General features: G+C 71.9%; 29 protein-coding genes and 1 riboswitch. Of the genes, 9 read left to right on the top strand and 20 right to left on the bottom strand.

What is annotated here, in order from left to right; translation table 11 throughout:
• Positions 1–78: 78 nt before the first annotated feature.
• From alc to thiO, 14 genes are all read right to left on the bottom strand, one after another.
• Positions 79–1,044 carry an allantoicase gene (alc, locus tag AB0J64_RS38615; protein WP_364038817.1) on the bottom strand — a complete coding sequence of 322 codons (966 nt, stop codon included), beginning with the start codon at positions 1,042–1,044 and terminating at the stop codon, positions 79–81.
• Positions 1,045–2,349 (bottom strand): allantoinase AllB, encoded by a 1,305-nt coding sequence (gene allB, locus AB0J64_RS38620; protein WP_364038820.1) that lies wholly within the window; start codon positions 2,347–2,349, stop codon positions 1,045–1,047.
• Complete coding sequence (locus AB0J64_RS38625; protein ID WP_364038823.1) at positions 2,350–3,504, bottom strand: glycerate kinase; 1,155 nt, start codon at positions 3,502–3,504, stop codon at positions 2,350–2,352.
• A gap of 121 nt (positions 3,505–3,625) precedes the next feature.
• Positions 3,626–3,838, bottom strand: coding sequence for an EF-hand domain-containing protein (locus AB0J64_RS38630; RefSeq protein ID WP_364038826.1), 213 nt, complete (start codon positions 3,836–3,838; stop codon positions 3,626–3,628).
• Between the two features lie 39 nt (positions 3,839–3,877).
• Positions 3,878–5,266: an 8-oxoguanine deaminase gene (locus AB0J64_RS38635; RefSeq protein ID WP_364038829.1), complete on the bottom strand. Its 1,389-nt coding sequence runs from the start codon at positions 5,264–5,266 to the stop codon at positions 3,878–3,880.
• Positions 5,263–5,736: a (2Fe-2S)-binding protein gene (locus tag AB0J64_RS38640; protein WP_364038932.1), complete on the bottom strand. Its 474-nt coding sequence runs from the start codon at positions 5,734–5,736 to the stop codon at positions 5,263–5,265. The genes AB0J64_RS38635 and AB0J64_RS38640 overlap by 4 nt, the downstream gene beginning before the upstream one ends.
• Positions 5,736–6,596, bottom strand: a complete 861-nt coding sequence (locus AB0J64_RS38645; protein WP_364038832.1) for a xanthine dehydrogenase family protein subunit M — start codon at positions 6,594–6,596, stop codon at positions 5,736–5,738. The genes AB0J64_RS38640 and AB0J64_RS38645 overlap by 1 nt, the downstream gene beginning before the upstream one ends.
• A 6-nt stretch (positions 6,597–6,602) precedes the next feature.
• Entirely contained in the window at positions 6,603–7,463 is an 861-nt protein-coding gene (pucL, locus tag AB0J64_RS38650; RefSeq protein WP_364038835.1) for a factor-independent urate hydroxylase, read from the bottom strand.
• Positions 7,464–7,763, bottom strand: a complete 300-nt coding sequence (uraH, locus tag AB0J64_RS38655) for a hydroxyisourate hydrolase (protein ID WP_364038838.1) — start codon at positions 7,761–7,763, stop codon at positions 7,464–7,466.
• On the bottom strand, positions 7,760–8,275 hold the full coding sequence (gene uraD / locus AB0J64_RS38660) for a 2-oxo-4-hydroxy-4-carboxy-5-ureidoimidazoline decarboxylase (protein ID WP_364038841.1): 516 nt from the start codon (positions 8,273–8,275) through the stop codon (positions 7,760–7,762). Before uraD ends, uraH begins: the two co-directional genes overlap by 4 nt.
• 157 nt (positions 8,276–8,432) lie before the next feature.
• Positions 8,433–10,322 (bottom strand): Stk1 family PASTA domain-containing Ser/Thr kinase, encoded by a 1,890-nt coding sequence (gene pknB, locus AB0J64_RS38665; protein WP_364038844.1) that lies wholly within the window; start codon positions 10,320–10,322, stop codon positions 8,433–8,435.
• 141 nt (positions 10,323–10,463) lie between these two features.
• The gene (locus AB0J64_RS38670) at positions 10,464–11,219 is read right to left on the bottom strand and encodes a thiazole synthase (RefSeq protein ID WP_364038847.1); all 756 of its coding nucleotides are present in this window, start codon (positions 11,217–11,219) and stop codon (positions 10,464–10,466) included.
• Complete coding sequence (gene thiS, locus AB0J64_RS38675) at positions 11,212–11,412, bottom strand: sulfur carrier protein ThiS (protein ID WP_364038850.1); 201 nt, start codon at positions 11,410–11,412, stop codon at positions 11,212–11,214. Before thiS ends, AB0J64_RS38670 begins: the two co-directional genes overlap by 8 nt.
• Positions 11,409–12,509: a glycine oxidase ThiO gene (thiO, locus tag AB0J64_RS38680; RefSeq protein WP_364038853.1), complete on the bottom strand. Its 1,101-nt coding sequence runs from the start codon at positions 12,507–12,509 to the stop codon at positions 11,409–11,411. The genes thiS and thiO overlap by 4 nt, the downstream gene beginning before the upstream one ends.
• Positions 12,499–12,615: riboswitch (TPP riboswitch) on the bottom strand. Its footprint overlaps the gene before it by 11 nt.
• A 53-nt stretch (positions 12,616–12,668) precedes the next feature.
• On the opposite strand from thiO, the gene AB0J64_RS38685 reads away from it, so the two are divergent.
• Genes AB0J64_RS38685 through thiE form a run of 3 tightly spaced genes read left to right on the top strand, consistent with a single transcriptional unit; the run spans position 12,669 to position 14,859 of the window.
• Positions 12,669–13,838, top strand: coding sequence for an FAD-dependent oxidoreductase (locus AB0J64_RS38685; protein WP_364038856.1), 1,170 nt, complete (start codon positions 12,669–12,671; stop codon positions 13,836–13,838).
• Between the two features lie 30 nt (positions 13,839–13,868).
• Complete coding sequence (locus AB0J64_RS38690; RefSeq protein ID WP_364038859.1) at positions 13,869–14,243, top strand: Rv2175c family DNA-binding protein; 375 nt, start codon at positions 13,869–13,871, stop codon at positions 14,241–14,243.
• Positions 14,221–14,859: a thiamine phosphate synthase gene (gene thiE / locus AB0J64_RS38695; RefSeq protein WP_364038862.1), complete on the top strand. Its 639-nt coding sequence runs from the start codon at positions 14,221–14,223 to the stop codon at positions 14,857–14,859. The genes AB0J64_RS38690 and thiE overlap by 23 nt, the downstream gene beginning before the upstream one ends.
• Before the next feature lie 412 nt (positions 14,860–15,271).
• Here the strand turns inward: thiE and AB0J64_RS38700 are convergent, their stop codons facing one another.
• Positions 15,272–16,339, bottom strand: a complete 1,068-nt coding sequence (locus AB0J64_RS38700; protein ID WP_364038865.1) for a polyprenyl synthetase family protein — start codon at positions 16,337–16,339, stop codon at positions 15,272–15,274.
• Positions 16,340–16,504: 165 nt separating this feature from the next.
• Here AB0J64_RS38700 and metF point away from each other — a divergent pair, with 165 nt between their 5' ends.
• Positions 16,505–17,425, top strand: coding sequence for a methylenetetrahydrofolate reductase [NAD(P)H] (gene metF / locus AB0J64_RS38705; RefSeq protein ID WP_364038868.1), 921 nt, complete (start codon positions 16,505–16,507; stop codon positions 17,423–17,425).
• Between the two features lie 343 nt (positions 17,426–17,768).
• Here the strand turns inward: metF and AB0J64_RS38710 are convergent, their stop codons facing one another.
• Entirely contained in the window at positions 17,769–18,329 is a 561-nt protein-coding gene (locus AB0J64_RS38710; protein WP_364038871.1) for a GNAT family N-acetyltransferase, read from the bottom strand.
• A 10-nt stretch (positions 18,330–18,339) separates the two neighbouring features.
• The gene (locus tag AB0J64_RS38715; protein WP_364038874.1) at positions 18,340–18,816 is read right to left on the bottom strand and encodes a YbaK/EbsC family protein; all 477 of its coding nucleotides are present in this window, start codon (positions 18,814–18,816) and stop codon (positions 18,340–18,342) included.
• Between the two features lie 217 nt (positions 18,817–19,033).
• Between AB0J64_RS38715 and AB0J64_RS38720 the strand changes: the two genes are divergently transcribed.
• Positions 19,034–19,741 (top strand): L,D-transpeptidase family protein, encoded by a 708-nt coding sequence (locus tag AB0J64_RS38720; protein WP_364038877.1) that lies wholly within the window; start codon positions 19,034–19,036, stop codon positions 19,739–19,741.
• Positions 19,742–19,868: 127 nt separating this feature from the next.
• On the top strand, positions 19,869–21,590 hold the full coding sequence (locus AB0J64_RS38725) for a hypothetical protein (RefSeq protein ID WP_364038880.1): 1,722 nt from the start codon (positions 19,869–19,871) through the stop codon (positions 21,588–21,590).
• Positions 21,591–21,644: 54 nt separating this feature from the next.
• Here the strand turns inward: AB0J64_RS38725 and AB0J64_RS38730 are convergent, their stop codons facing one another.
• Positions 21,645–22,175, bottom strand: a complete 531-nt coding sequence (locus AB0J64_RS38730) for a hypothetical protein (RefSeq protein WP_364038883.1) — start codon at positions 22,173–22,175, stop codon at positions 21,645–21,647.
• 49 nt (positions 22,176–22,224) lie between these two features.
• Positions 22,225–22,845 carry a helix-turn-helix domain-containing protein gene (locus AB0J64_RS38735; RefSeq protein ID WP_364038886.1) on the bottom strand — a complete coding sequence of 207 codons (621 nt, stop codon included), beginning with the start codon at positions 22,843–22,845 and terminating at the stop codon, positions 22,225–22,227.
• A gap of 95 nt (positions 22,846–22,940) precedes the next feature.
• On the opposite strand from AB0J64_RS38735, the gene AB0J64_RS38740 reads away from it, so the two are divergent.
• From AB0J64_RS38740 to AB0J64_RS38750, 3 genes are all read left to right on the top strand, one after another.
• The gene (locus AB0J64_RS38740) at positions 22,941–24,134 is read left to right on the top strand and encodes a cytochrome P450 (protein WP_364038889.1); all 1,194 of its coding nucleotides are present in this window, start codon (positions 22,941–22,943) and stop codon (positions 24,132–24,134) included.
• Between the two features lie 6 nt (positions 24,135–24,140).
• On the top strand, positions 24,141–24,332 hold the full coding sequence (locus AB0J64_RS38745; protein WP_364038891.1) for a ferredoxin: 192 nt from the start codon (positions 24,141–24,143) through the stop codon (positions 24,330–24,332).
• A 477-nt stretch (positions 24,333–24,809) separates the two neighbouring features.
• Entirely contained in the window at positions 24,810–25,196 is a 387-nt protein-coding gene (locus tag AB0J64_RS38750) for an SAV_6107 family HEPN domain-containing protein (RefSeq protein WP_364038894.1), read from the top strand.
• A 434-nt stretch (positions 25,197–25,630) separates the two neighbouring features.
• On the opposite strand, the gene AB0J64_RS38755 is transcribed toward AB0J64_RS38750, so the two are convergent.
• A complete protein-coding gene (locus tag AB0J64_RS38755) occupies positions 25,631–26,125 on the bottom strand; it encodes a transcriptional regulator (protein ID WP_055503136.1) in 495 nt (164 codons plus the stop codon).
• Positions 26,126–26,400 lie beyond the last annotated feature (275 nt).

Consider the following 26,400-nt stretch of genomic DNA (forward strand, 5'->3'; position numbering starts at 1 on the left):
TCTCAGTTTAGGCGGGCCGCCGCTGTGGACCGAGCGACGGCGCAGACCGCGCAGCCATTTCGTTACCTTGGGTGACCGTCAGACTGCCGGTCCGGGGGTGGCCAGGTGGCCGTGGAGGCGGACGCGGGCCAGGCCGCCGTCCGGATGGATGTCCACCCGCACGTGCGTGAGCGGATCCTCGTGCTGGAGGCGGAAGCGGTGCGGGGTGTCAGGCTGGAGAGGGGTCCTCGGGAGGAGCGCTACCTCGCGTTCGCCGTCGACCAGGCCGGTGAGCGAGACCGCGCCCGGCGCGTTGAAGAGCAGGTTCGTGGTGTCGATCTCCGCCAGCCTGATCACGCCGGGGCCCGCGAGCCGGATGACCAGCCAGTCGTTGCCGCCGTCGCGGCGGCGGGCGGTCTCCCAGCCCTCCGCCTGGTGGCGGGCCAGGCCAGGGGCGAGGACGTTGTTGGGCGAGGAGTAGAACTCGTTCGAGCAGGCGGTGACCAGGCCGCCGTTGGCCAGCGCGGCCAGGTCGAGGCCGAGCCCCTCGTACACCGACAGATCCGGACGTGCCTCCCCGTGCACCCGGAGGCGGGCGACGCCGCCGTCGGGGAAGATGTTCAGCCGGACGTGGGTGAAGCGGCGCGAGTCGGTGACGGCGAAACGGTGCTCGGCGTCCCCCTTGAGCTCGGCCCGGGGGACGATCTCCACCCAGGAGGCGGCCGCCAGCTCGGCGGGTGACGGATGGCCCTCGACCGCGGCCGCCTCGACGGAGGCGTACGGCGGGTAGTTGCCCTTGAACCACGCCGTGTCGATCACCACGCCACGGATCACGCCCGGGATCCCCAGCCGCACCAGCGCCCAGTCGTGGCCGGGCGAGCGGCGGCGGCGGGTCTCCCACCCGTCGTACACCTGACCCTTGCTCCCGAACGTCTCCGCCTGGAAGCCCGGACGTCCCGGCCTGATCAGGCTCTCCTTCTCAGCGAACGACTCGTCGCTGGCCGCCACGACCGACCCGCCGAGGGTGCGCAGGGCGAGGTCCGGCAGGGTGACGAAGGGTGGCATCTAGCGCTCTCCCAAAAGGAATCGGCCGTGCGGGACGCCGTCCACCGGGCGGCCGCGCAGCCAGGTGGTCAGCACGGCGCCCTTGAGCACGCGGCCGTGGTACGGAGTGACCGGGTTCTTGTGGTGGAGGTGCGCGGCGTCCACGGGGTGGTCGGCCACGGGATCGAACGCCACCAGATCGGCGTCATTGCCGACCTTGATCCCGCCTTTCCCAGAAATTTCGGCCATTGAGGCTGGATTTACGGACATCCAGCGGGCCACGTCCCCCAGCCCGTACCCCCTCCTCGAGGCCTCCGTCCAGATCGCGGGCAGGCCGAGCTGGAGCGAGGCGATGCCGCCCCACGCGGCGGCGAAGTCGGGCACCTTGAGGTCGGCGGGCGACGGCGAGTGATCGGACACGACGCAGCTCAGCACGCCCCTGGCCAGTCCCTCCCACAGCAGGTCCCGGTTGGCCTCGGAACGGATCGGCGGGCAGCACTTGTACGCGGTCTCCCCCTCGGGCACCTGCTCGGCCGCCAGCGTCAGGTAGTGGGGGCACGTCTCCGCCGTGACCGCCACGCCCTGCGCCTGGGCCCGTTCCAGCACGTCGAGGCAGGAGGCGCTGGAGACGTGCAGGATGTGCACGCGGGCGCCGGTCTCCCCGGCCAGCCGCACGACCCGGGCGACGGCGCTGCGCTCCGACTCGCCGGGCCGCGACTCCAGGAACTCCCGGTACGTCGGCCCGCCCGGCTCCCCGAGCAGCTCCGGGTCCTCGGCGTGCACCACCATGACCCCGCCGATCCCGGCCACCTCGGACAGCGCCTCCCGCAGCTCGGCGGCGCTCAGCGGCGGGAACTCGTCCACACCGGACGGCGACATGAAGCACTTGAAGCCAAAGACGCCGCGCTCGCGGAGCGGCGGGAGATCCTTGACGTTCCCCGGCACCGCCCCGCCCCAGAAGCCGACGTCCACGTGGCACTGCCCCTCCGCGGCCCGCAGCTTGGCCTCGAGGGCGGCCGCGTTCACGGTGGGCGGGAGCGAGTTGAGCGGCATGTCGAGGATCGTGGTGACGCCTCCGGCGCCCGCCGCCCTGGTCGCCGAGTCGAACCCCTCCCAGTGCGTCCGGCCCGGTTCGTTGACGTGCACGTGCGTGTCGACCAGGCCGGGCAGGAGCGCCAGGTCGCGCAGGTCGACGTCCTCGGCGGCCTCGAGCGGCGCGGCGTAGTCGTACAGGCCCGCGATCTTCTCGCCCCGCACGGCCACCGCCGCCGCCCGCTCGCCCTCCGGGGTGACGGTCCTGCGGGATCGGATCACCAGATCGATCATCTATTCCTCTTGGAGGTGAACGGCGGCCAGCCGGGCGGCGAGGCGCTCGAGCAGCGGCCCGGCCTCGGCCATGCAGCGGTCGGGGTCGGGCTCCAGGTCCGTGAGGGCGTAGGCGGCCTCGATGCCCGCGGCCCGCAGCTGGTCGTCGGTGAGCGTACGGCGGCCGCAGACGGCCACCACCGGGACGCCCGCCCTGGCCGCGGCCTGCGCCACGCCGACGGGCGCCTTGCCGCGCAGGGACTGCTCGTCCAGCGACCCCTCACCCGTGATCACCAGCCGCGCGCCCTTGACCAGCTCGCCGAAGCCCAGCAGGTCGAGCAGGTAGCCGATGCCGGGCCGGATCTCGGCGTGCAGGAACGCCAGCGCGGCGAACCCCACCCCACCGGCCGCCCCCGCCCCCGGCGCCCCGGCCACGCCCATCGCCCGGGGCGTGGCGTCGTGCTCGACCGCCCCCAGCAGGCCGTGCGTGGCAGTAGCCACGGCCGCCAGCCGGGTCAGGCCGGCCTCCAGCGTCCTGACGTCCTCGGGAGTGGCGCCCTTCTGGGGTCCGTAGACGGCGGCGGCACCGTGCGGGCCGAGGAGCGGATTGTCCACATCGCTCGCCACCACGAACTCGATGCCGGAAACATCCGCAAAATCCGACAGGTCAATGCGGGCCAGGTCCTTCAGCGCGGCCCCGCCCCGAGGCAGGTCGTTCCCGTCGGCGTCCAGCAGGCGCGCGCCCAGGGCCTGCGCCATGCCCGCGCCCCCGTCGGTGCACGCGCTGCCGCCCAGGCCCAGGACCACCCGCTTGGCGCCCCGGCGCAGGGCGTCCGCGATCAGCTCGCCGGTGCCGTGGCTGGTGGCGGTCAGCGGCTCGTGCCCGCCGGGCAGGCGGCGCAGCCCCGACGCCTCCGCCAGCTCCACCACCGCCGTCGCGTCGGCGTCCTGCCAGGCGTACGAGGCGGGGATCCGCTCCCCGGTGGGCCCGGTCACCTCGACCGTGACCCGGCCGAACCCGCCGGCCACGGCCGCGTCCACGGTGCCGTCGCCTCCGTCGGCCACCGGCAGCTCCACCGTGGGCACGCCCAGCCCGGCCGACACACGCGATGCCACCTCGGCCGCCGTCAGCGACCCCTTGAACTTGTCGGGGGCGACCAGAACCTGCTGAACCACTACGAACCCCTACACGATGGTGAACAATGTCCTGACACGCCTTCCTGCCCGGTGCGAGCGGGCAGGAAGGCGTGACTCATCATCACATGGTGGCTGGGGAGGGTCCGGGCCCGGTCGCGGATCAGGCCACCGTGCGGATGAACTCCTCGAGCGAGTAGCGCCCGTCCTGGTCGGAGTCGGCGGCCTGGCTCATCGCCCCCAGCGCCTCCGCCGGAAGGTCGGGGAAGTGCTGCCTCAGCTCCGCCTCGCTGATGTAGCCGTCGCCGTCGGTGTCGATCGAGGCGAACGTGCTCTTGAGCTCCGCCAGTCGCTCGTCTGGGAGTTCCTCCGACACGGGACCGCCCTTTCCTGCTTGTTCCTGGACATTCCAACCCTAGTCGCCCCCGTGAACCTCTTTCGAGGCGGTGAAGCCGCGCTCCTCGGCCAGCCGCATCAGCCGCCGGTGCGCCGCCGCGCCCGCGCGCCCGGCGGCGTCCTGGGAGACGGTCCGCAGCTCGCCGTCCTCGACCACGGTGCGCCCGCCCACCAGCACCCGGGCCAGGGGCGGCGGCGGCCCGAAGGCCAGCGCGCAGACCGGGTCGGCCACCGCCGAGGTGAAGGGGCCGTCCACGCGCCACAGGGCGAGGTCGGCCAGCTTGCCGGGTTCGAGCGAGCCGAGTTCGCCGTCGCGGCCGAGGTTGCGCGCCCCGCCCAGCGTGGCGATCTCGAGGGCCTGCCTGGCCGTGAGCGCGTCGGGGCCGTACCTGGCGCGCTGGAAGAGCAGGGTCTGACGCATCTCCCCGGCCAGCGACGTCAGCTCGGAGGAGGCGCTGCCGTCCACGCCGAGGCCCACGTTCGCGCCGCTGCGCAGCATCTCGGACACGCGGGCGATCCCGCTGCCGAGCCGGCCGTTCGACGAGGGGCAGTGCGCGGAGCCCGTGCCGGTGGCGGCGAGCTTGCCGATGTCGGCGTCGCTCAGGTGCACGGAGTGCGCGAACCACACATCGGGCCCCAGCCAGCCCAGCTTCTCCATGTAGTCCACGGGACGCAGCCCGAACTCCGCCACGCAGTGCTCGTCCTCGTCCAGGGTCTCGGCGATGTGCGTGTGCAGGCGCACGCCCTTGGCCCTGGCCAGGGCGGCGGACTCGGTCATCAGCTCGGCGCTGGCCGAGAACGGCGAGCACGGCGCGACCGCGATCCGCAGCATCGAGGAGAACGACGGGTCGTGGTAGGCGTCCACTGCCTCCGACGTGGCGGCCAGGACCTCGTCCAGCTCCTCGACCACGACGTCCGGCGGCAGTCCGCCCTGCGACTCGCCCCTGTCCATGGAGCCGCGGGCGGGGTGGAAGCGGATGCCGACCTCGCGCGCGGCCTCGATCTCGGCCGCGAGCAGGTCGCCCCTGCCCTTGGGAAAGACGTAGTGGTGGTCGCTGGAGGTGGTGCAGCCCGACAGCGCCAGCCAGCCCAGCCCGGCCGCGGCCGCGCCTCTGACCACCTCGGCGTCCATGGCGGCCCACACCTGGTAGAGCGCCACCAGCCACTCGAACAGGGTGGCGTCCTGCGCCAGGCCCTGCGAGGCCCACTGGTACAGGTGGTGGTGGGTGTTGACCAGGCCGGGGGTGGCCAGGCAGCCGGTGCCGTCGATCCTGGTCGCGCCCGGCGTGTCGGGGGCGGGTCCGGGGCCCAGCTCGGCGATCAGGTCCCCCTCGATCCTGATATATCCGGATTTAATCTCGGGGCCGGTGACCGGTGCGATGGAGACGTTCTCGACGATCAGGCTCACTCGGCGGCCGCCTTCCGCGACGCGGCCAGCCGTACCGCGTCGATGATCTTCTCGTAGCCCGTGCACCGGCACAGATTGCCGGCGAGGGCCTCCCTGATCTCCGCGTCGGACGGCAGCCCCACCCGTTCGATCAGGTCGTGCGCCTGCACGACCAGCCCCGGCGTGCAGAACCCGCACTGCACGGCCCCGCACTCCACGAACGCCTCCTGCACCGGGTCGAGCCGGTCGCCCTCGGCGAGTCCTTCGACGGTACGCACCTGCCGCCCTTCGGCCTGCCCGGCGGCGACCAGGCAGGAGCAGACCGGCACGCCGTCGAGATAGACCGTGCAGGAGCCGCACTCGCCCTGTTCGCAGGCGTTCTTGGAGCCCGGCAGCCCCATGCGCTCGCGCAGCACGTACAGGAGGCTCTCGCCCTCCCAGACGTCGTCGGTGCTCTCCTCGCGGCCGTTGACGGTGAAGGTGACGCGCATCACGCCGCCCTCCTTCCCATGTGGTCGTTCCAGGCCCACGTGAGCGTGCGTCGGGCCATCACGCCGACGGCGTGCACGCGGTAGGCGGCGGTGCCGCGCACGTCGTCGATGGGCGCGGCGGCGGCCGCGCACAGCTCCCCGAACCGCCTGACCAGCGCCGGATCGAGCGGCGCGGCCCAGTCGAGCTCGCGGGCCAGCAGCTCCTCGGCCTCGAGCGCCCGGCGCGGCGTGGGAGCGGCGGAGCCGATGCCCGTGCCGACCCGCCGCTCATGCGGGTGCAGCGCGATCGCGAACGAGCACACCGCGATCACCATGGCGTTGCGCGTGCCGACCTTGGAGAAGTACTGGGGCCCCGTCGCGGGTCTGACGTGCACGGCCCTGATCAGCTCGTCCGGCTCCAGCGCGTTGCGCTTGACCCCCAGGTAGAACTCGGCGGCCGGGATCATCCTGACGCCGCGCCCACGCGACTCCACCTCGACCACGGCGTCCGCCGCCAGCAGCGGCGGGTGGCTGTCGCCCGCGGGGGAGGCCGCGCCGAGGTTCCCCCCGACGGATCCGCGGTTGCGGATCTGCGGCGAGCCGACCGTGCGCGCCGCCTGCGCGAGCCCCGGCAGCGGCCCGCCCAGCTCCTCGATGACCGTCGTGTACGGCACCGCCGCCCCGACCCGCCACGCGCCGTCCACCAGGGCCCATTCCCGCAGCTCGGCCACCCGGTTGAGGTCGAGCAGCGCCGCCGGCCTGCGTACGTCCATGTTGATCTCGACCATGACGTCGGTGCCGCCCTGGATGGGTACCGCGTCGGGCCGGTCCGCCTTGGCGGCCAGCGCCTCCGCCCACGTCGTGGGCCGCAAGAAGTCCATGTTCCCCTACTCCCAGGCGAATCCGGCGTCAGAGGCGTCCTCGCGCAGCACGCTGCCCTCGATCAGGCCGTACGGGCGGTCGGCGGCGTAGAAGATCTCGTTCTGGTTGTCCAGGCCGAACGGCGAAAGGTTCACCGGGAAGTGGTGCTTGTTCGGCATCGCGAGCCTGATCTCGCAGATCTCGGGGCAGGCGGTCAGGGCGCGCTCGCCCATGGCGTACAGGGTCTGCTGGAGCGAGAGGCTGTGGGTGCCCGCGAACGCGTCCAGCAGCGACCCGCGCACCTGCTCGTACGACTTGCCGTACGCGGTCGTGTCGCCGGTGTGCCGCCAGCGCGCGGCGACGGCGGTGGCGAGGATGCGGTCGGTGGCAGGCTGGAGCGTGGTGTACTCGTCCACGATGTAACCGTGGAACTCCGACCCGGTCGTGTTCATCAGCACCAGGTCCTTCAGCCCGGACACCACGGTGGACCGGCCGTCCCTGTCGTGGTGCACGGCGCAGGTGCGCACCTCGCCGCCCTCGCGCACGAACGAGTGCGGCCCCTCCCGGCGCCACGCGTACTCGTCGATCTCGACCCTGGCGTGGTGGATGGTCGGCTGCGACTCGACGAAGTGCCTGGCCAGCAGGAGGGCGAACTCCTCGATCTGGCCGACGCCGTGCTCGCGCGCCAGCGCGTACGCGGTGTTCTTCTGCGTGTCGGTCGGCAGGACGGCGGCGTTGTCGCCGGTCAGGTGGACGGCCTCCATGTCGCCGGAGAGCGAGGTGCTGACGTTGAGGTCCTTGACGTGGTGCACGGGGCCGTCCCTTACCACGTGGACGAGCCTGATCTCCGCCTTGCCGTAGCGGTTGGGGCCGAGCTTGACGGACATCTAGCTCCCTCGGTAGGTGGAGTAGGCGTACGGGCTGAGCAGCAGGGGCACGTGGTAGTGCCGTTCCGGGTCGGCGACCGTGAAGGTGACCACGACCTCCGGGTAGAACGTGTCCTCCAGGTAGGCCCCGGTGTCGAAGACGACCCGGTGCACCCCGGCGCCCGGGTGCCAGCCCTTGATGCGGCCGTCGCCGTCGGTGCGGCCCTCGGCCACGACCCGGCCGTCGTGCTCCAGGCGTACGTGGACGCCCTGGGCCGGGAGCCCCGTGACCGCGTCGAGCACGTGCGTCGAGAAGCTCACGTCCCCTCCTTCATGAGCTTGCCCAGCCGCAGCCGCGTGATCGCGGCCAGCTCGTCACGGACGACCGCGCGCTCGCTCTCCTCGTCGTTGCCCAGCCGATCGCGGAGCCTGGCCAGCAGCTGGGCCCCGCTGAGCCCGGTGGCGCAGACCAGGTAGACGTGCCCGAAGCGCTCCTCGTACGCCTTGTTGCCCTCGGCGAGCGCCTGGCGTACCCCGTCCTGCGCCCCCGAGTCCGCCAGCCCCGACTGCTCCTGCCGGGACCACGACGCCTCCCTGCCGCCCCCGGCGGCCCGCTCCCCGATCCGCGGGTGCGCCGCGAGCGCCTCCAGCACGTCGTCCCACGCGAGCTCCCTGACGGCCGCGTCGGCGGCCGCGGTAAGCTCGCCGAGATCCCGGTACGGCCTGCGCGCCGCCAGCTTCGCGGCGAAGGTCCGGGAGGCGCAGCAGGTGAGCAGCTCCTCCTCGGCGGCGTCCGGGGACCTGGCGTTGAAGTCGGTCAGTGTGTCGGGCATGTCAGAAGTACACACATGCGCTTCGTGCCCGGTCCATCCGCAAGAACTCCGAACTGACCGCCCTCATGGCCAGGACTTTTCGTGTCATGCTCCAAGCCCCGGCCTCCCCGCCCAGGCACGTAGCCGGAACGGCGTCACCCGGGCGTGGCGCGGCCCGTCACTGCCAGAGCATGACCGTGCTGCCCGCCGGGCGCTCGCTGCCCGGCAGGGGCCGCTGGAACTGCACGACCCCGGCGTTGCCGAGCTTCTGCACCCGCACCTTGAACCCGAGTGCCTCCAGCTCCGCCTTGGCGTCCTTGACGTTCTTGCCGATCATCGACGGCACGATGCTGAACTGCTGGTCGTCGCGGGCCTCGTTGTCGCCGCGGAACCAGTCGAAGAAGTCCGTCTGGCACCGCGCCACCGTGATCGCGACCTGCGCGCCCTTGTCCACCTCGGACTTCGCCTTGGGCGTCTGGGCGATGACCGTGCACGGCTCGGCGTCGTCGTCCACCTCGTTGACCTGCACCGCGAAGCCCTGCTGGCCCAGATATCCGGCGGCCTCGTCCTTGGGCATGCCGTTGACGTCGGGCATGACCATTCCGGCGCTGACGAAGATGTCGACCTTGGCGCCTTCCCGCACCTTCTCGCCCACCTGCGGCGAGGTGCGGATCACCTTGCCCCGTTCGACCGCCTGGTTGGCCAGCCGCTTGACCACGCCCACGGTCAGCCCGGCGGCGGCGATCGCGGAGCGGGCCTCGTCGCCGCTCATGCCGTCGGTCTTGGGCACGATGATCCGCTTGGGGCCGAGCGAGGGCACCAGCGTGATCGTGGCGCCCTTCTCCACCTCGGCGTCGGCGGGCGGGTCGGTGCTGAGGACCAGGCCCGCCTCCACCTTCTCGTCGTTGAGTGCCTTGCCCTCCTGCACCTTGAACCCGGCCGCGACGGCGCTCTTCCTGGCCAGCTCCAGGTTCTTGCCGACCAGGTCGGGCACGTGGACGAGCTCGGGCTGCGCGAAGAACCAGCCGGTCAGGCCCACCGCGACCACCATCACGGCGGCGAGCGTCACCAGGAACCAGTTGGGCCTGAACCCCCGCCGCTTCGGCGTCTCCTCCCGCGGCTGGATCATGGTGTGGGCCGGCGCGGCCTGCGGCGCCGAGGGGGCGGCGGAGAACGTACGGGTGTGCGGCTGCGAGTGGGACATCGGCGGGTTGGTCAGCCGCGGCAGCATCCGGTGCGCGTCGACGGCCGCCACGAGCATCGCGGTGGCGTCGGCGGGGCGGTCGGCCGGCTCGCGGGCCGTCGCGTGCGTCACCAGCGTGTCGATCAGCGGCGGCACCTCGGGGACCAGCGACGACGGCGCGGGCACGGTGTCGTGGACGTGCCGGTAGGCGACCGACATCGGCGTCTGGCCGTCGTACGGCTGCTGCCCCGTGACCAGCTCGAACAGCATGATGCCCGCGGCGTAGACGTCGCTGCGCACGTCGGTGGCGCCGAGCGTGACCTGCTCGGGAGCCATGTAGCCGATCGTGCCGATCATCACGCCGGTGCGGGTCTGGTTGGTGGCCTCGATGGCCCTGGCCAGGCCGAAGTCGACGACCTTGACCCGGCCGTCGTCGGTCATCAGGACGTTCTCCGGCTTGACGTCGCGGTGGACCATCCCGGCCTGGTGGGCCGCGCCGAGGGCGGCGAGCACCGGGATCATGATCTCGAGGGCCTCGCGGGCGGGCAGCCTGCCGCGCTCGCGCAGGATGTCGCGGAGCGTCCTGCCGGGCACGTACTCCATCGACAGGTAGACCACGTCGTTGTCGGTGCCCTGGTCGAAGACGTGCACCACGTTGGGGTGCGAGAGGCTGGCGACCGACTTGGCCTCGCCGATGAACCTCCTGACGAACGCCGGGTCCTCGGCGAGCGAGCGGTGCATGACCTTCAGCGCCACCGTCCGGTCCAGCCGGACGTCCAGCGCGAGGTAGACCGTCGCCATACCGCCCCGGGCGATCCGGCTCTCGATGCGGTAGCGTCCGTCGAGAAGCCGCCCGACCAGGGGGTCCGCAGTCGTCGTGTCCACCCCGCTGAGTTTACGGGCGTTTTGCCATCGGCAGGGCCTTGCCGCCCTAAACCGATGCGGAGACGTTCCTGTCGAACGCCCCCGCGCCCACGTCCGCACCAGGCGCCTCAGAGGTGCTCGGCGCCTTGAGCAAGCGGTCTCTCAGGGGGTCATCGGGGAGGACGCCTCGGCGTAGCGCCTGCGTGGGATGCGTCCGGCCAGCCGCGCCAGCCGTCCCGCGACCACGGCCCCCTTCATGGCCGCCGCCATGAGGTCGGGCCGCTGCGCCCTGGTCACCGCGGTGGCCAGCAGCACGGCGTCGCAGCCGAGCTCCATCGCCAGCGCGGCGTCGCTCGCAGTGCCGATGCCCGCGTCGAGCACCACCGGCACCGACGCGGCCTCGACGATCAGCTCGATGTTGTGCGGGTTGCGGATGCCGAGGCCCGAGCCGATCGGCGCGCCCAGCGGCATCACGGCCGCGCAGCCCGCCTGCTCCAGCCTGCGGGCCAGCGCGGGATCGTCCCCGATGTACGGCAGCACCACGAACCCGTCGGCCACCAGCCGCTCGGCCGCGTCGAACGTCTCGATCGGGTCGGGCAGCAGCGTCCGCTCGTCGGCGATGACCTCGAGCTTGACCCAGTTCGTGCCGAGCGCCTCCCTGGCCAGCCGCGCCGTCAGCACGGCCTCGCCCGCGGTGAAGCAGCCGGCCGTGTTGGGCAGCACCTTGATGTCCCGCCTGCGCAGCACGTCGAGGACCGAGCCGGGGGCATCGGGGTCGAGCCGCCGCATGGCCACCGTGGTGATCTCGGTGCCGGACGCGGCCAGCGCCTGGTCGAGCACGTCGAGCGAGGGAGCGCCGCCGGTCCCCATGATGAGCCGGGAAGCGAACTTCTCCCCGGCGATGATCAGATCATCCACCTTGCACCGCCGTCAGAACCTCCACCCGGTCACGGTCGCTGAGCGCCGTCGTCTCCCACGAGCTCCGCGTGACCACCTCGTCGTTCACGGCCACGGCCACCCCGGTGGTGGCCGAGGTCAGTCTGTGTACGGCCTGCGCCACGGTCATGCCGTCGGCCACCTCGTGCGCGGCCCCGTTGATCGTCACAATCATGAAATTTCCCGAAACCTTCCAGGCGCGCACAACGCCGCCAGCTCGCCCTCTTCGCCCCGCAGGATGTCGGCCGTCAACGGCGCCAGCAGCACGCCGCCCCGGTGGTGCCCGGTGGCCAGCGCGAGCCCCGGGGTGCCGCTCGGGCCGATGACGGGCAGGTTGTCCGGCGTGCCCGGCCGCAGCCCGGCCACCACGTCGGCGACCTCCAGCTCGGTGACGCCCGGCACCAGCTCCCTGGCGTCCCGCAGCAGTTCGTACAGCCCGCCCGCGGTCACCCGGGTGTCGAACCCCATCTCCTCCTGGGTCGCCCCGACCACCAGCTCGCCGTCACCCCGGGGGACGAGGTAGACCGGCGTGCCGTGCACGGTGCCGCGTACGCAGCGGGTGAGCAGCGGCTGCGGGGAACGCAACCGCATGATCTGCCCCTTGACCGGCCGCACCGGCACCTCTGCCAGCCCGGCGCTCCACGCCCCGGCCGCCAGGACGACCCGCTCCGCCGGTATCTCGCCGCCTTGGTCAAGGCGTACCCCTGTGACCCGGCCGCCGCCGTCGCGCAGCAGCTCGCCGGCGCGGGCCCGTACCAGCGGGACTCCCAGGCGGTCGAGGGCGGCGAGCAGCGCCGCCGTCACCCGCCGCGGGTCCACCCAGGCGTCGCCGGGAGCCAGCAGCCCGCCCCGCACGGAGGGCGCCAGCATGGGCTCCAGGCGGCGGCACTCGCGCCCGCTCAGCCGCTCGACGGGCAGCTCCAGCTTCTCCATGTACGCGGCCAGCTCGTCCAGCGCCGCCAGGTCGTCTGCCCCGAACGCCACGTCGAGCGTCCCGTCGGAACGCAGGTCCAGGGCCTCGACGCCCGCCAGGCCCGCGTCGGCGGCCAGCTCGGCGGCGAAGCCGGGCCAGCGGCGCAGCGACGCCGCGCCCAGCCGCAGCAGCGGCGCCTCGGTGTAGGAGACCTCGCTGACCGGCGCCAGCATCCCCGCGGCCGCGTGCGAGGCGCCCGAGGCAGGGGCGGGGTCGACGAGGGTGACCGGCCGCCCGTCGCGGGCCAGCCGCCAGGCCACGGAGAGCCCGACGACCCCGGCGCCCACGATCACATCCATCCGCGCTCCCTTCGCCGGCATGATCCGGATCAGGTGTCTTGCGGTCGAAGGCCCGGTGAAGCCTTCCTCTCAGCCCGGTTACGGCCGGACTCCCGCGCGTCTTTCCGCCTCCAGCCTACGGCCTCGGCGCGACGGCCCGGCACCGCCCCCGTTATGGTCATGAACGTGAATCATGTCGTGGTGGTAGGAGCCGGCCTGGCCGGGGTGCGCACCGTGGAAGCGCTGCGCGGACGCGGTTTCGGCGGAAGGATCACGCTGATCGGTGAGGAGCGCCATCGCCCCTACGACCGCCCGCCGCTGTCCAAGGCCGTGCTGTTCGGCGACGCCGACACCAGCTACGTCGGCACCGACCTGGCCGCGATCGACGTGGACTTCCGCCCGGGCGTCAGCGCCAAGTCGCTGCGCCAGGGCGTCGTCGAGACCACCGAGGGCGAGGTGCGCTACGACGGGCTGGTCATCGCCACCGGGGCCGAGCCGATCAGGCTGCCCGGCGACGGCCCGCAGCACGTGCTGCGCACGATCGACGACGCCCACGAGCTCAGGGCCATGCTCGTCACCGGCGCCCGCGTCGCCGTCATCGGCGCGGGCTGGATCGGCGCCGAGGTGGCCACCGCCGCCCGCCGCGCCGGCTGCGCGGTGACGGTCATCGAGGCCGGTCCCGCGCCGCTCGCGGCCGCCGTCGGCGCCGAGATCGGGGCCCGCACCCAGCGCTGGTACGACGAGATCGACCTGCGGCTCGGCACCATGGTCGACTCCGTGGACGAGGGCGGCGTGCGCCTGGTCGGCGGCGAGTTCGTGGAGGCCCACGTGGTCGTCACGGGCATCGGCGTCCGCCCGGCCGTCGAATGGCTCACCGGCGCCGACATCGACCTGCACAACGGCGTGGTCGTGGACGAGCACCTGCGTGCCTCGCTGCCCGACACGGTCGCCGTCGGCGACTGCGCCGCCTGGTGGTCGCGCCGCTGGCAGACCAGGCTCAGGGTCGAGCACTGGGACACCGCGCTCAACGCCCCCGAGGTCGCCGCCGCGAGCCTGCTGGGCGAGGACGTGGCCTACGATCCCGTTCCGTACTTCTGGTCGGAGCAGTTCGGCCACATGGTGCAGTACGCCGGCCATCATCCGGCGGGGGAGCGGCTCGTCTACCGCGGCGACCCGGAGGGCAAGTGGTCGGCCGTCTGGCTCACCGCCGACGACGCCCTCGCCGCGGTGCTCGCCGTGGACCGGCCGCGCGACCTCGTACAGGGGCGCCGGATCATCGACGCGGGGCACCGCCTCGACGTGGAACGCCTGGTAGATCCAGATGTCCCCCTACGGGATTGTGTTGTTTGAGCAAGCACGCCATGTGGTAGTTGTGGTTTCGTGACGCTTTCTGTTGCACAGATCGACCGGGAGACCGACCAGCTCGTAGAAGAGTGGCTCACTCTCCCCGAAGTGGCCTCGCGCCTTGACCTTTCGATCGGGCGGGCCAAGCAACTCCTCAAGGACCACAAGCTGCTCGGCGTGCGCCGCGGCAGCGGCGGGCCGCAGGTGCCTGCGGTGTTCCTCGACGGAAAGGACGTGATGAAGGGCCTGCCCGGCACGCTGACCGTGCTGCAGGATGCCGGCTTCGACGATGTCGAGTCGCTGCGCTGGCTCTTCACCCCAGACGAGTCGCTCCCGGGGTCGCCCATCCAGGCGATCAAGGCCGGCCGTCATACGGAGGTCAAGCGGCGTGCCCAAGCCCTCGGTTTCTGAGGCGCGCCTCTATCTCTGCACCGACGGCCGCCGCGACCGCGGCGACCTGGCAGAGTTCCTCGATTCGGTGCTGGCCGCCGGCGTGGACATCATCCAGCTGCGGGAGAAGGGCCTGGAGGCACGCGAAGAACTCGCACTCCTCGAAGTCTTCCGCGACGCCTGCGACCGGCACGGCAAACTGCTGGCCGTCAACGACCGGGCGGACATCGCCTACGCCGCCCGGCCCGACGTGCTCCACCTGGGGCAGGACGACCTTCCTGTGACGGTCGCGCGAGAGATACTCGGCGACGACATCGTCATCGGCCGGTCCACCCACTCCGCCGCCGAGGCTTCCGCCGCGGCCGTGGAGCCGGGCGTCGACTATTTCTGCTGCGGCCCCGTCTGGCCCACGCCCACCAAGCCGGGCCGCCCGGCCCCCGGCCCGCCGCTGCTCAGGCACGCGGCCGCGCTGGAGACCGCACGGCCGTGGTTCGGGATCGGCGGCATCGACCTCACCAATCTGGACGAGGTGATGTCGTACGGGGTGAGCCGGGTGGTGGTCGTACGCGCGATCACGGAAGCGGAGGACCCGGGGGCGGCCACGGCGGAGTTCGCCAAGCGCCTGTCCTCCCGCTGACCCCGCAGGCCGCCCTGACGCGGCCACCCGTGTCCCCATCCACCCCATCCACCTTGTGCCGAGGCGTCCGCCACCCCGCGGGCGCCTCGGGCCACGAGCTCGTGACGGACTCGATGACGGCGGCTCGACTGGCGCGGCTGCGGTGACGGCGGCTCGACTGGCGCGGCTGCGGTGGCTCCGCGCTTGCCGGCGCGACGGTGGCCCCGTGATGCCGCCGCGGTCGCCGTGAAGCGGCACCGCCTGCCGCAGACGCCGCACCGCCCGGCCCCGGATCGGCGCGCGCATCGCCCTCGGAGGCGTCGGTGCCGAAGGCGGTGGTCGCGAGTGTGAGCGCGGCCGCGACGGCGATGCCCTGGCGTGCGCGGCGCACCCGGCAGAGGGCCGAGCCCCTGGGCGGAGACGCAGCTACGCGTCAGGTGTTGCGGGAGGTGGCGGCGATGGCGAGCTCCGTCAGCGCCGTGCGGGCCTCGGCCGTGACCGGCGCCTCGTCGAGCGCCGACAGCGCCCTGCCCAGGTAGTCGCCGATCAGGTCCTCGCACTCCCGCAGCGCACCGGTGTCGTCGATGATCCGCCGCAACGTCTCCACCCCGCGCTCGTCCAGCTCAGGGTCGCCCAGCAGCCGCCGCACGGTGGCCGCGTCGGCGGGGGAGGCGGCCGCCAGGGTGCGGGCGACGAGCATCGTCCGCTTGCCTTCGCGCAGGTCGTCCCCAGCGGGCTTGCCCGTCTGCGCCGGGTCGCCGAACACGCCCAGGATGTCGTCCCGGAGCTGGAACGCGATCCCGACCTGCGTGCCGTACCCCGTGCAGAGCTCGTCCATCCATGGCATGAGCTTGCCGACGGCGAGCACCAGCCCGAGCCTGAGCGGCTGCTCCACCGAGTATTTGCCGCTCTTGAACAGCGCCACCCGCAGCGCCGACTCGAACGTGTTCTCCCCGTGGGCCTGCTCCAGCAGGTCGAGGTATTGTCCGCACATCAGCTCGGTGCGCATGTGGTCGTGCACCGGCTGGGCCGCCGCCAGCGACTCGGGCGCCAGGCCGCTGGTGCGCCACATCTCGCCCGACCAGATCAGCAGCAGGTTGCCCAGCAGGATCGCCGCGCCCTCGCCGAACTGCTCCGCGGCGCCGTGCCAGCCCGACTTCTCGTGCAGCGACTGGAACCGGCGGTGCGCGGACGGCATCCCCCTGCGCAGATCGCTCTTGTCCATCACGTCGTCGTGGACCAGCGCGCTGGCCTGCAGCAGCTCCAAGGAGGCCGCGGCGGTGAAGATCTCGGGCACGTCCGTGCCGCCCGCGCCGCGCCAGCCCCAGTAGCAGAACGCCGGGCGCAGCCGCTTGCCGCCCGACAGCAACTCGTCGGCGGCCGTGCGCAGCGGCGCGAGCTCGGGATCGCCGGTGGCGGGCAGCTGCCGTTCGACGAATGCTCCGAGAGCACGCTCCACCTGCTTGCGCAGGGTGTCCATGCCGGCGGCGTCAGTGGTCATGCCTTGAGACTAGTGGCCGGGCGCCCGGATCGAATCCGCAGGTGTGCTGGAGGCCTTGCCGTGCCTCGGAGGTGACATGGCTGTGACCCCCAGGGTGACGCGCCGGCTCCCTGGGGTGGTGCGTCCATGACCTTGCGGTGGGGAGCTGACCTGTAACCTTGGGGCATGGCGCTTGGTCGACCCTCCATCCTGCCCGATCGTGTTCCCACCGTCCGCGACCTGCTCGCCGCCGGTGGCCGGTCGTTCTCCTTCGAGTTCTTCCCGCCGAAGACCGACGAGGGGGCGCGGCAGCTCTGGAAGGCGATCAGGGAGCTGGAGTCGCTGCGGCCGACGTTCGTGTCCGTGACGTACGGCGCGGGCGGCTCCACGCGTGACCGCACGGTCGACATCGTCGAGCGGATCGCGCACGACACGACGCTCACGCCCGTGGCGCACTTCACCGCGGTCAACCATTCGATCCGCGAGCTGCGCCACCTGGTGGGGCGTTTCGCCGACGCCGGGGTGCGCAACATCCTGGCCGTGCGCGGCGACCCCCCTGGTGACCCGGCGGCCGAGTGGGTGCGCCACCCCGAGGGCGTGCTCTACGCCGAGGACCTGGTGCGGCTGATCAGGCAGGCGGGCGACTTCTGCGTCGGCGTGGCCGCCTTCCCGTACAAGCATCCGCGTTCGCCGTCCATCGAGTCCGACACCGAATACTTCGTCCGCAAGTGCCAGGCGGGGGCCGACTACGCGATCACGCAGATGTTCTTCCGCGCCGAGGACTATCTGCGGCTGCGCGACCGGGTGGCGGCCCAGGGGTGCGACACGCCGATCATCCCGTGCATCATGCCGGTGACGCAGATGAGCACGATCGCGCGGTCGGAGCAGTTGTCGGGCGCGCCGTTCCCGCCGGAGGTGGCGGCCCGCTTCGAGGCGGTCGCGGACGACCCGGCGGCGGTGCGGCGGCTCGGCATCGAGCACGGGGCCGAGCTGTGCCAGCGGCTGCTCGACGAGGGCGCGCCGGGCATCCACTTCATCACGTTCAACCGCTCCAGCGCGTCGCGCGAAGTCTTCCAGCGCCTCGAGCGGGTGGCTCTTTCCGCCTGAGACCGTTGGGCGGGGTCCGAAGGCCGACGCCAGGTAGCGCCGGGCGGCTCCAGCCACCATCCCGCCGCGCCTGCGCCGGAGGGGCCCCGCGGTGGCGGGTCACGAGGGCGGCGGGTGGTGGGTCGCGCGCTGGGGTGAGGCGCGCTGGATGAGGTGTACCGCCGCCCGGGACACCGCCGTACTGCGGTGGGGTGGCCCGCCACCCGCCCGCAGGGGGACCGGGCGGGTGACGGGCAGGGGACAGTAGACGGTGAGTAAAGGAGCGGATACCTTACGTAATGGATGGTGCCCCAAGCCATGCCCAGACAAACCCAGCAGTCACGGGTTCCTCAGCAGGTCACCGTCAGGTCAAGGGCAGGGGGCGGCCCATGATGGCGTAGTCCTCGTGGCCGCCCGGGAACACGAACCTCGTGAGCAGGTCGGTGAACCCCATGCTGGCGTAGAGGTGGCGGGCGGCCGTGGGCTGGTCATGGGTGGACAGGACGGCCGAGCGCTCGGGGCGGCCGGCGCAGATGGTGCGGATCATCGCGCGGCCGATGCCCTTGCCGTGATAGTCGGGGTGGACGTGGATCTCGGCCAGTTCGAACGCGTTGCCCAGCCAGGCGTTGGCGGCCTCCCGGCCGAGACGGTCGGTCACGGCCCGGTAGACCACGTCGTGCCACCATTGTCCGGGCGCGCCGTGGAAGCCGTACGCGAAGCCCACGGTGAGGGGCGAAGAAACGGACGAATCGCGCAATTCTGCGAAATAACACTGAAAATGGGGATATGTCGCGTGATTTCGCATGATGGTCTTACGGCCGTTGATCTGCTCCGCGGGCGGGTCCATGGCAGCCGCGTAAATGTCGATCACCGTCTCCAGCCGCTCCGTGAACTCGGCCGGACCCGCCCCGCGAAACTCGATCACCCGTCGCACATTACTCGACGTCCGCAGCCGTACCCCCGGTGATCCGCACGAGCTCGTCGAACGTCGTCGGGAAAACGGTCAGCGGATGCCCTCCGGCCGCCCACACCACCTCGTGCTTGCCGAGCCAGTTGTCCACCACGGTCCGCACGGGCGCCGGGTGCCCGACCGGGGCCACGCCGCCGATGGGCTGGCCGGTCGCCGCCCTGACGAACTCCGGCGTCGCACGCCGTACCTTCGCGGCCCCCACCGTGCGGGCGATCAACTCCACGTCCACGCGGTGTGCCCCGCTCGTCAGCACCAGCAGCGGAGCGCCGTCCGCGTCGAAGATCAGGCTGTTGGCGATGGCGCCGACCTCGCACCCGAGCTGAGCCGCGGCGGTCGCGGCCGTGGGGGCCTTCTCGGGCAGGACGACGATCTCGCCGCCCGCCCCCAGTTCGCGCAGCGCGGATTGAACGACGACGGCATTCGACGGCAACTTCTCAGGCATGGGCACACTCTAAACAGTTGACCGCTTCATTACTGGTTCATGGCGAGTGGTGTAGGGTCCTCTGATCTATTCAATAATGGTATGAGAGGTGGTACGCGTGGGGGCTCGACGGCTGCCCGGAGTGGCTGCTCTTCTGACGGCTGGCGCTGTCGCACTCTCGGGCTGTGGCGCACAGGCGCCGCAACGCTCGACGTCGGCGTCACCGGTCCTGACGGCTGTGTCCCCCGTCGCCACGCGCATCTCGGCGGGCGCGCACTTCGGGCCTTCCGCCACGGTCACCGCGCCGCGCAAGACGCTCAAGCTGGGCTCCAAGGGCAAGGCCGTCCAGTGGCTGCAGCAGCGCCTGGCCGAGCTCGGCTACCGCCCAGGCACGGCCGACGGCCGGTACGGCGGTGCGACGCTGGCGGCCGTGTGGGCGTTCCAGAAGGTGAACGGCATCAGGCCGTCCAGCACCGTCGCCAGCCGCACGTGGGACGCGCTGGAGGCGCCGAAGTCCCCCCAGGTCCTGGTCAGGAACGGCAAGCCGACCCGCGCCGAGGTCAACCTCACCAAGCAGATCATGGTCCTGTACGTGGGCGGCCAGGTGAAGCTGATCACCCACATCTCCTCGGGCAGCGGCGTCCCCTACTGCGAGACCGCCACCTGGCAGGGCAAGCAGCAGCGGTTCTGCGGCTCGGCCAGGACGCCGACGGGCGACTACCGGACGACGTGGCGCGCTCGCGGGTGGCACCGGTCGTACCTGGGGCAGCTCTACAACCCGATCTTCTTCAACGGCGGCATCGCCTTCCACGGAGCGCTGTCGGTGCCGCTCTACCCGGCTTCGCACGGGTGCGTACGCATGCCGATGAACGTGGCCGAGGTGCTGCCGGGGATGCTCGGCAAGGGCGTCCCCGTGCACGTCCGGGGCAAGTTCAGCCGCGCCTGAGACGGGCGTGCCGGTGAGCGCGTGACCGGAGGCCTTGGCGGCATAACGCGCGCATAACCACATACGGTGACGGGCCCGTTATGGGGCCTTTGTTGGACTCCCTCCCTGACCTTCTTGGGGGGAGTCCATGACAACGGTGTTCATGGCGCCTGCGCCCGCACACGTGGCGGCGCGGCGCGAGAGCCGGTCCCGGCTGTGGTGGCTGCTGGCGGCAGGGTGGGTCGCGCACGTGGGGCTGCGCCTGTGGCTGTACCGGTACCACACCGGACCGGTGGCCAACCCGGACGAGACCGGTTACCTGCTCGCCGCCCGCTGGCTGGCGGGCGGGCCCGGCGCCGATCTGACCGGCTCGACCTTCTACCACGGCGGGTATCCGGTCCTGCTGGTCCCGATCTTCTGGCTCACCTCCGATCCCGTCCTGGCCTACCGGCTGGTGGTCGTGGTGGGGTCGATGGCGGCCGCGAGCGCGTACCCGCTGGCGTACCTGCTGCTGCGCCGGCTGGGGCTGGGCGTGCGGACCGCGCTGATCGCGGCGTTCGTGGCGGGGCTGTCGCCGGCGCTGCTGCTGTTCTCGGGGCTGGCGCTGACCGATGCGATCCTGCCCGTGCTCGTGCTCGCCTGGCTGGTCGCGGTGCACGACCTGGTCGCGTACCGGTCGGTGCGGGCCGGGGCGGCGGCGGGCGGGCTGTCGGCGTTCGCGATGGCGGCGCACCTGCGGGGGACGGTCGTCCTGGCGGTCTGCGTGCTGGTCGTGATGGTGGCGGCGGTCCGCTGGAAGACGGTGACGGCGGCGCTCCGCCGGAGGACGGTGATGCCGGCGGTCCGCCGGAGGATGGTGATGCCGGCGGTCGCGGCGCTGGTGAGCGCCGCCGTGGTCGTGGCGGCGGGGAAGGCGATCAACGGGGCCCTGGCGGCCGTGTTGTACCCGGGCGGGTCCCGTGACCTGTCGGGACTGCTCATCTCCAGGCTCACGACCCTCGAGGGGCAGGCGTGGGCGCTCTCGGGAGCGGCCGGGCAGCTCTGGTACCTCATCGTCGGCACCTGGGGGCTCGCGGGCGTCGGCCTGGCGGGCGCGGCGGCCCTGCTGGTACGGCGGTCCGCGCCGTTCCAGCACCGTGTCCTGGCGGGCGCGCTGCTGCTCGCGACCCTCGGCATCGCGTACGCCTCCTCGGCCGCCCTGCCGGACGAGCACCGCGTCGGCAACTACGTCTACGGCCGCTACCTGGCCTGCGTCGCGGTGGCCTGGACCCTCGCCGGGCTGGTCGTGCTGCTGAAGGGCGGCCGACTGGCCGTCGTGCGGCACGCGGCGGCGGCCGCCGGGCTGATGGCGCTGACCGGCGGGGCGGCCGCCTGGTACGCGGGGGACCGGCTGGTGCGCTACGGCTTCATCGCGTTCGACTTCCCCGAGGTGATCTTCCTCACCGGCGACCGCGACTCGCTCGACCTGGTCACCGCCTCGGTGACCGCCCTGATCATGCTGGCCTGCCTGATCGCGGCCGCCTTCCTCACCACCCGCCGCACCCGGCTGTTGGTGGTGGGCGTGCTGGCGCTGATCGACATCGCGTTCACGGCCGGGCAGGCGCCCGCGCCCCCGTCCGGTGCCGACTGGCTGCCCAAGCCGCCCCCGGGGCGGGTGGCGGTGGACAGGAGGGTGAAGTGGAACGTGTGGGTGCCGCTGGCGTACCGGGTGTCGTGGACGAAGATCGAGCTCTACGGCGGGCGGCCTCCGGAGGGCGCCTGCACCGCCGTCGTCCCGTACGGCGCGGTCCCGCCGGCGGGCTGGGCCGCGACCGGCCTGGGCGGTGCCCAGATGGGCTGGACGGCCTGGTCGAACGGGCGCTGCGGCTGAGCGCCGGCGGGCGGGTCCGCTCGACCGGCCCGCCGCGGCCGTGAGGTCCGGCCTTCAGGGCTGAGGTTCTCCCGGAGCCGTGGTCGCCCGCCTGCCCTCGGCGGCGGCCATGCGCAGCCCTGCGGCCTGTGCCAGCCCGGCCAGCACCAGGATCGCGACCGTGCCCGCCTGCCACGCGGGGATGCCGTCGGCGAAGTCGGGGGAGTCGTAGAGCTCCGCCGCCATCCTGACGGGGTTGAGCAGCGCCACGAAGACCGCGAGGGCGTACGGGACGATCAGGACGCCCGACAGCACGAACAGGAACGTGCGGCCCCGGCCGCGCCTCCGTAAGAGCACGCCGATGACGGCGTAGACCATGCCCAGGACGCCCGCGAGCAGCGCGGTCCACGAGACCAGCCGCCCCGTGTCGGTGCCCAGCGCGGTCATCCCGTCGGGACCGAGCCGGCCACCCGCCCACTCGGGGCCCGCGATCTGCGCCTTCACGGCTGCCCTGATGGCCACGAGGTTCGCGCCCGCGTACGCCGCCGCCAGGACCGGCCCCAGCGCCAGCAGGCCGAGAGCGACCGGCCACCTGCTCCTCGCCATCCGGCTCCCCCTCCCCTCCGGACAGTTTCCCAGACAGGGCCCTCGAGGGCTAACCGAGCGAGCACAGGCCGGAGAGCGTGATCTCGGCCGCGCGCCGCGCCGTGTGCCACATCTGCTCCACGGACCGGTCGTTGTCGATGTTCGTGATGATCGCCAGCTTCACCGCGCCGAACACCGCCCCCACCGCGGCGGCCGCCTCCACCCGGTCCAGTTGGTCCGGGTACGCCTCGTGCAGCGCCCGCGCCATCCTGGCCTGGTTCTCGAACAGCATCATCAGCGCCCGCGCCTGCAGCGCCGGCTCCTTGAGGACGAGCCGTATCCGCAGCCCCGCGTCCTCGAACGTGAACTCCTCGTACGTGGTGAGCCACTCCAGGCTCTCGTCCACGATCCTGCGCAGCACGTCGGCCGGCGACTCGCCCGGCCCCCTGTCGGCCAGCGCGGCGACCGCCCGCTCCATCCGGCCCTCGGAGTCGTAGAAGACCACGTCCTCCTTGCTCGCGAAGTAGCTGAAGAACGTGCGCGTCGACACGTCGGCCGCCGCGGCGATCTCCGCGAGTGTGGTCTCCTCGTAGCCCTTCTCGTCGAACAGCCGGAGCGCGGCCTCGACCAGTGCCCGGCGCGTGCGCTGCTTCTTGCGCTCCCGCAGCCCCACGCCACCGCTTTCCACCATGCCGAAACTATAGTGCAAGCAGTGCCTATTTGCATGGATTGAAAATTTGCAATGGACGAGGTTTTATGAGGTGTCACTCGGAAAGGAGCCGCAGCATGTCCGACGTCACGTTTCCCATGGCCCGCCGGCGTCCGCTCGACCCGCCTGATGAAGCCACTGAGCTGCGACAACAGGGGGCCATGCACCGCATGACGTACCCAGACGGCCATCGGGGCTGGCTGGTGACCCGCTACTCGGCGGCCCGCGCCATCCTGGCGCACCCGCACTTCAGCAACAGGCAGGAGCTCTCGCATCCGCCGCTGCCGAGCCAGCTGGAACGGGTGAGGATGCAGCGGGAGCGGAAGATGCCGGCGGGCGTCTTCCTGCGGATGGACCCGCCCGACCACACGCGCTACCGCAAGCTGCTCACCGGGCAGTTCACCGTGCGCCGGATGAAGGCGCTCGAGTCCAGGATCGAGGAGATCGTCAACGCCCACCTGGACGGCATGGCCGCCGCCGGCGGTCCCGTGGACCTCGTGCAGATGTTCGCGCTGCCCATCCCGTCGCTGGTGATCTGCGAGCTGCTCGGGGTGCCGTACGAGGACCGCGCGCAGTTCCAGGAGAACTCCAAGCTCCTGCTCAGCCTGGAGACCAAGGCCGAGGAGGCGATCGCCGCGCTCGGCCGGGTCATGGCGTACTTGTACGGGCTCATCCAGCGCAAGCGCAAGGAGCCGTCCGACGACCTGCTCGGCGGGCTCATCGAGGGCGGGGAGCTGAACGACGAGGAGCTCACCGGGGTCTCGTTCCTGCTGCTGGTGGCCGGGCATGAGACGACCGCCAACATGCTGGGGCTCGGGACGTACGCGCTGCTCACGAACCCCGACCAGCTCGCCGCCATGCGCGACGACCCGTCGGTGGTGGACAACGGCGTCGAGGAGCTGCTGCGCTACCTCACGATCATCCACGTCGGGCCGATCCGTACCGCGCTGGAGGACGTCGAGATCGAGGGCAACCTCATCAAGGCGGGCGAGACCGTCACCCTCCAGCTGCCCGCCGTCAACCGCGACCCGTCCCGCTTCCCCGACGGCGACCGGCTCGACGTCACCAGGCAGGCGGGCGGGCACCTGACCTTCGGCCACGGCATCCATCAGTGCCTGGGACAGCAGCTCGCGCGGGCCGAGATGCGCATCGCGTACCCCGCACTGCTGCGCCGCTTCCCGGGTCTACGCTTGGCCGTAACACCCGAGGAGGTGCCGATGCGCTCGGATATGGGCATCTATGGCGTGCACCGCCTCCCAGTCACTTGGTAGGTCATCATGGAGATCAAGGCAGATACGACGGTGTGCATCGGCGCGGGCATGTGCGCGCTGACAGTGCCGGAGGTGTTCGACCAGAGCGAGGACGAGGGCACGGTGGAGCTCCTGCAGAAGGTGCCGCCGCAGGAGCTGGAGGACGGCGTCCGCCGCGCCGTGACCCTGTGCCCGTCAGGGGCCCTCTCCATCGCCTGAGCGACGCCTGACACCTTGAACGGCCTGAGGGCCGTCGCCGCATCTCGTTCTCTTGCGGCGACGGCCCTTTTTCGTCCGTAGGACCGCGACACGTCGAACCTGTGTTCGTGGAATCGGTTGACACCGAGCGTGATCGAAATTATGTTCGACCTTGTGACGGTGAGGCTCGCGGCTCAGCGTCACAAGGACCTGGTCGCGGGCCGTTCGCTTCCCCAAGCGATACCCGCGGCCAGGCTCCACGGGCTAAGGGCGCGTCCTCGTCGTCGGCGGAGACGAGTGGGCGTGTCCTGGCCGGACGGGGAGAGGGGAAGCTCCTCGTCCGGCCAGCCCGGCGGAAATGTCGGTGGCGTCTGCGAGTGTTGGCTCCACCGGCTTCAGACGCCGGCAGCCGCCCACGACTCCAAGGAGGCGCGCAAGATGGCACCACGGCCTAGAGAAACGCCCGGGCCCCGGCTGTCGCCTGCGGTTCGGGCGCACTTGACCGATTCACGTTCCTGCCTGGCGGACGCGGCAGGCGCCCGCACGCCGGCATCCCGATATGTGGCGGCCCACCTGGCAGCCCTTCGAGCGGCGGCGGCGATGCTGGCCGCCCGTCCCCGTCCCACCGAGGGCCGCAGGCGCCGCCTGCGCAGCGCCTGGGACCTGCTGCCCGAGGCCGAGCCGCACCTGGCCGAGTGGGCGGCCTACTTCGCGGTGAGCGCCGCCAAGCGTGCCGCCGCGGAGGCGGGCATGGTCAGCCGGGTCAGCGCGGCCGACGCCGACGAGATCATGGCCGAGGCGGAGACGTTCGTCTCCACGGTGGAAGACCTCCTGGGCGTCCCCTCCCAGCCCCAGCTCCCCGTGAACGTCCCGTTGGCGGGCTGAGCCCCTGCCTGTCCCGCTCGGGGACACGGCTCTTCACGGGAACGCCCGGGTTCCTCGCGTGCTTTCAGCGCGGGCTCGGGATGCTTGGAGGCATGCCTCAGGGGCCTACACGCGCCCTGTGAAGCCCGCATTCGCTGTGGGACGGGTTACGGCCGCCCCACGCGCTACGGCCCCGCTATGGACGGGGCTCGGCTGACGGCAGGCACTCGCAACGAAGGAAGCGGCACCGAGGCGCGGTGCCATGTGTGGCACATCATTCGCGGCACGCCACCCGCGCCCGTACAGACTCAGGCGTGAAGGCGGCGGCCGGTGATCTTCATCACACTGCAGAGGCCCGAGGTGTGCCGTCCCCGGGGCCAGGAAGCCGGTGGGCTCGCCGGCGCCAGGCGGCGGCGAGCCCGTGAGCGGGCGGCAGACTCAGGCCGAGACCGGCCTCAGAACGACTCGACGGCGCGGCGCGCCTCGGCGTCGAGGACGCCCCAGCTGATGAGCTCCTCGGTCAGCTCGCTCGGCGACTTGTCATAGATCACGGCCAGGGAGCGCAGGTCCTCCTGGCGGATCGACAGCACCTTGCCGTTGTAGTCACCGCGCTGGCTCTGGATCGTGGCGGCGTAGCGGGCCAGTGCCCCCGCCTTCTCCTTGGGCAGCGCGGCCAGGCGCTCCAGGTCGATCACAAGCTTGGGTGTCGGCCCCAGCGGGCTGGGCGCGGCGCCACCCGGCAGCAGCTCGGATACGGGCACCCCGTAGAAGTCGGCAAGCTCGGCAAGCTTCTGCACGGTCACCGCTCGGTCGCCACGCTCATAAGAGCCCACGACTACGGCCTTCCACCTGCCGCGCGACTTCTCCTCGACCCCGTGCAGGGAAAGCCCCTGCTGGGTGCGGATCGCGCGCAGTCGTGCACCCAGCGACTTTGCGTACTCAGACGGCATTCTGTGGCCCCCCGGCTCTAGTATGTATCGCTCTCAGTAGATTGTGCTCCCTTGCGGCGTATGCCCTAGCCACCGGGGGGTCTGGTGCCGTGCTAGGCACCAACGGTAGCCGTGGCCCCAGGTTTAAACCCAGGACGCCGCGAGGTGTGGTTACGGACAGTGACGGTAAAGGGGCGGACGCCTAAGGTCAAGCTGATTGGAAAAAAGATGCCGAATCCGGTCCGGTAGAGAACGCCACAAACGCCCCTGGTGTCTCATTTGTAACAGTACTTCGT

Source organism: Nonomuraea sp. NPDC049695, from assembly GCF_040674955.1.
In the GTDB taxonomy this organism is placed as follows: Bacteria; Actinomycetota; Actinomycetes; order Streptosporangiales; family Streptosporangiaceae; genus Nonomuraea; species Nonomuraea helvata.

What these genes read in the sequence shown, in the direction of transcription:
- AB0J64_RS38725 (WP_364038880.1), top strand. Translation starts at nt 19,869, where the DNA reads ATGACAACGGTGTTCATGGCGCCTGCGCCCGCACACGTGGCGGCGCGG.
- AB0J64_RS38740 (WP_364038889.1), top strand. Translation starts at nt 22,941, where the DNA reads ATGTCCGACGTCACGTTTCCCATGGCCCGCCGGCGTCCGCTCGACCCG.
- AB0J64_RS38640 (WP_364038932.1), bottom strand. Translation starts at nt 5,736, where the DNA reads ATGCGCGTCACCTTCACCGTCAACGGCCGCGAGGAGAGCACCGACGAC.
- metF (WP_364038868.1), top strand. Translation starts at nt 16,505, where the DNA reads ATGGCGCTTGGTCGACCCTCCATCCTGCCCGATCGTGTTCCCACCGTC.
- AB0J64_RS38730 (WP_364038883.1), bottom strand. Translation starts at nt 22,175, where the DNA reads ATGGCGAGGAGCAGGTGGCCGGTCGCTCTCGGCCTGCTGGCGCTGGGG.
- AB0J64_RS38700 (WP_364038865.1), bottom strand. Translation starts at nt 16,339, where the DNA reads ATGACCACTGACGCCGCCGGCATGGACACCCTGCGCAAGCAGGTGGAG.
- pucL (WP_364038835.1), bottom strand. Translation starts at nt 7,463, where the DNA reads ATGTCCGTCAAGCTCGGCCCCAACCGCTACGGCAAGGCGGAGATCAGG.
- thiS (WP_364038850.1), bottom strand. Translation starts at nt 11,412, where the DNA reads ATGATTGTGACGATCAACGGGGCCGCGCACGAGGTGGCCGACGGCATG.
- AB0J64_RS38645 (WP_364038832.1), bottom strand. Translation starts at nt 6,596, where the DNA reads ATGGACTTCTTGCGGCCCACGACGTGGGCGGAGGCGCTGGCCGCCAAG.
- AB0J64_RS38735 (WP_364038886.1), bottom strand. Translation starts at nt 22,845, where the DNA reads ATGGTGGAAAGCGGTGGCGTGGGGCTGCGGGAGCGCAAGAAGCAGCGC.
- AB0J64_RS38715 (WP_364038874.1), bottom strand. Translation starts at nt 18,816, where the DNA reads ATGCCTGAGAAGTTGCCGTCGAATGCCGTCGTCGTTCAATCCGCGCTG.
- allB (WP_364038820.1), bottom strand. Translation starts at nt 2,349, where the DNA reads ATGATCGATCTGGTGATCCGATCCCGCAGGACCGTCACCCCGGAGGGC.
- AB0J64_RS38685 (WP_364038856.1), top strand. Translation starts at nt 12,669, where the DNA reads ATGAACGTGAATCATGTCGTGGTGGTAGGAGCCGGCCTGGCCGGGGTG.
- AB0J64_RS38755 (WP_055503136.1), bottom strand. Translation starts at nt 26,125, where the DNA reads ATGCCGTCTGAGTACGCAAAGTCGCTGGGTGCACGACTGCGCGCGATC.
- alc (WP_364038817.1), bottom strand. Translation starts at nt 1,044, where the DNA reads ATGCCACCCTTCGTCACCCTGCCGGACCTCGCCCTGCGCACCCTCGGC.
- thiO (WP_364038853.1), bottom strand. Translation starts at nt 12,509, where the DNA reads ATGGATGTGATCGTGGGCGCCGGGGTCGTCGGGCTCTCCGTGGCCTGG.
- uraD (WP_364038841.1), bottom strand. Translation starts at nt 8,275, where the DNA reads ATGCCCGACACACTGACCGACTTCAACGCCAGGTCCCCGGACGCCGCC.
- AB0J64_RS38745 (WP_364038891.1), top strand. Translation starts at nt 24,141, where the DNA reads ATGGAGATCAAGGCAGATACGACGGTGTGCATCGGCGCGGGCATGTGC.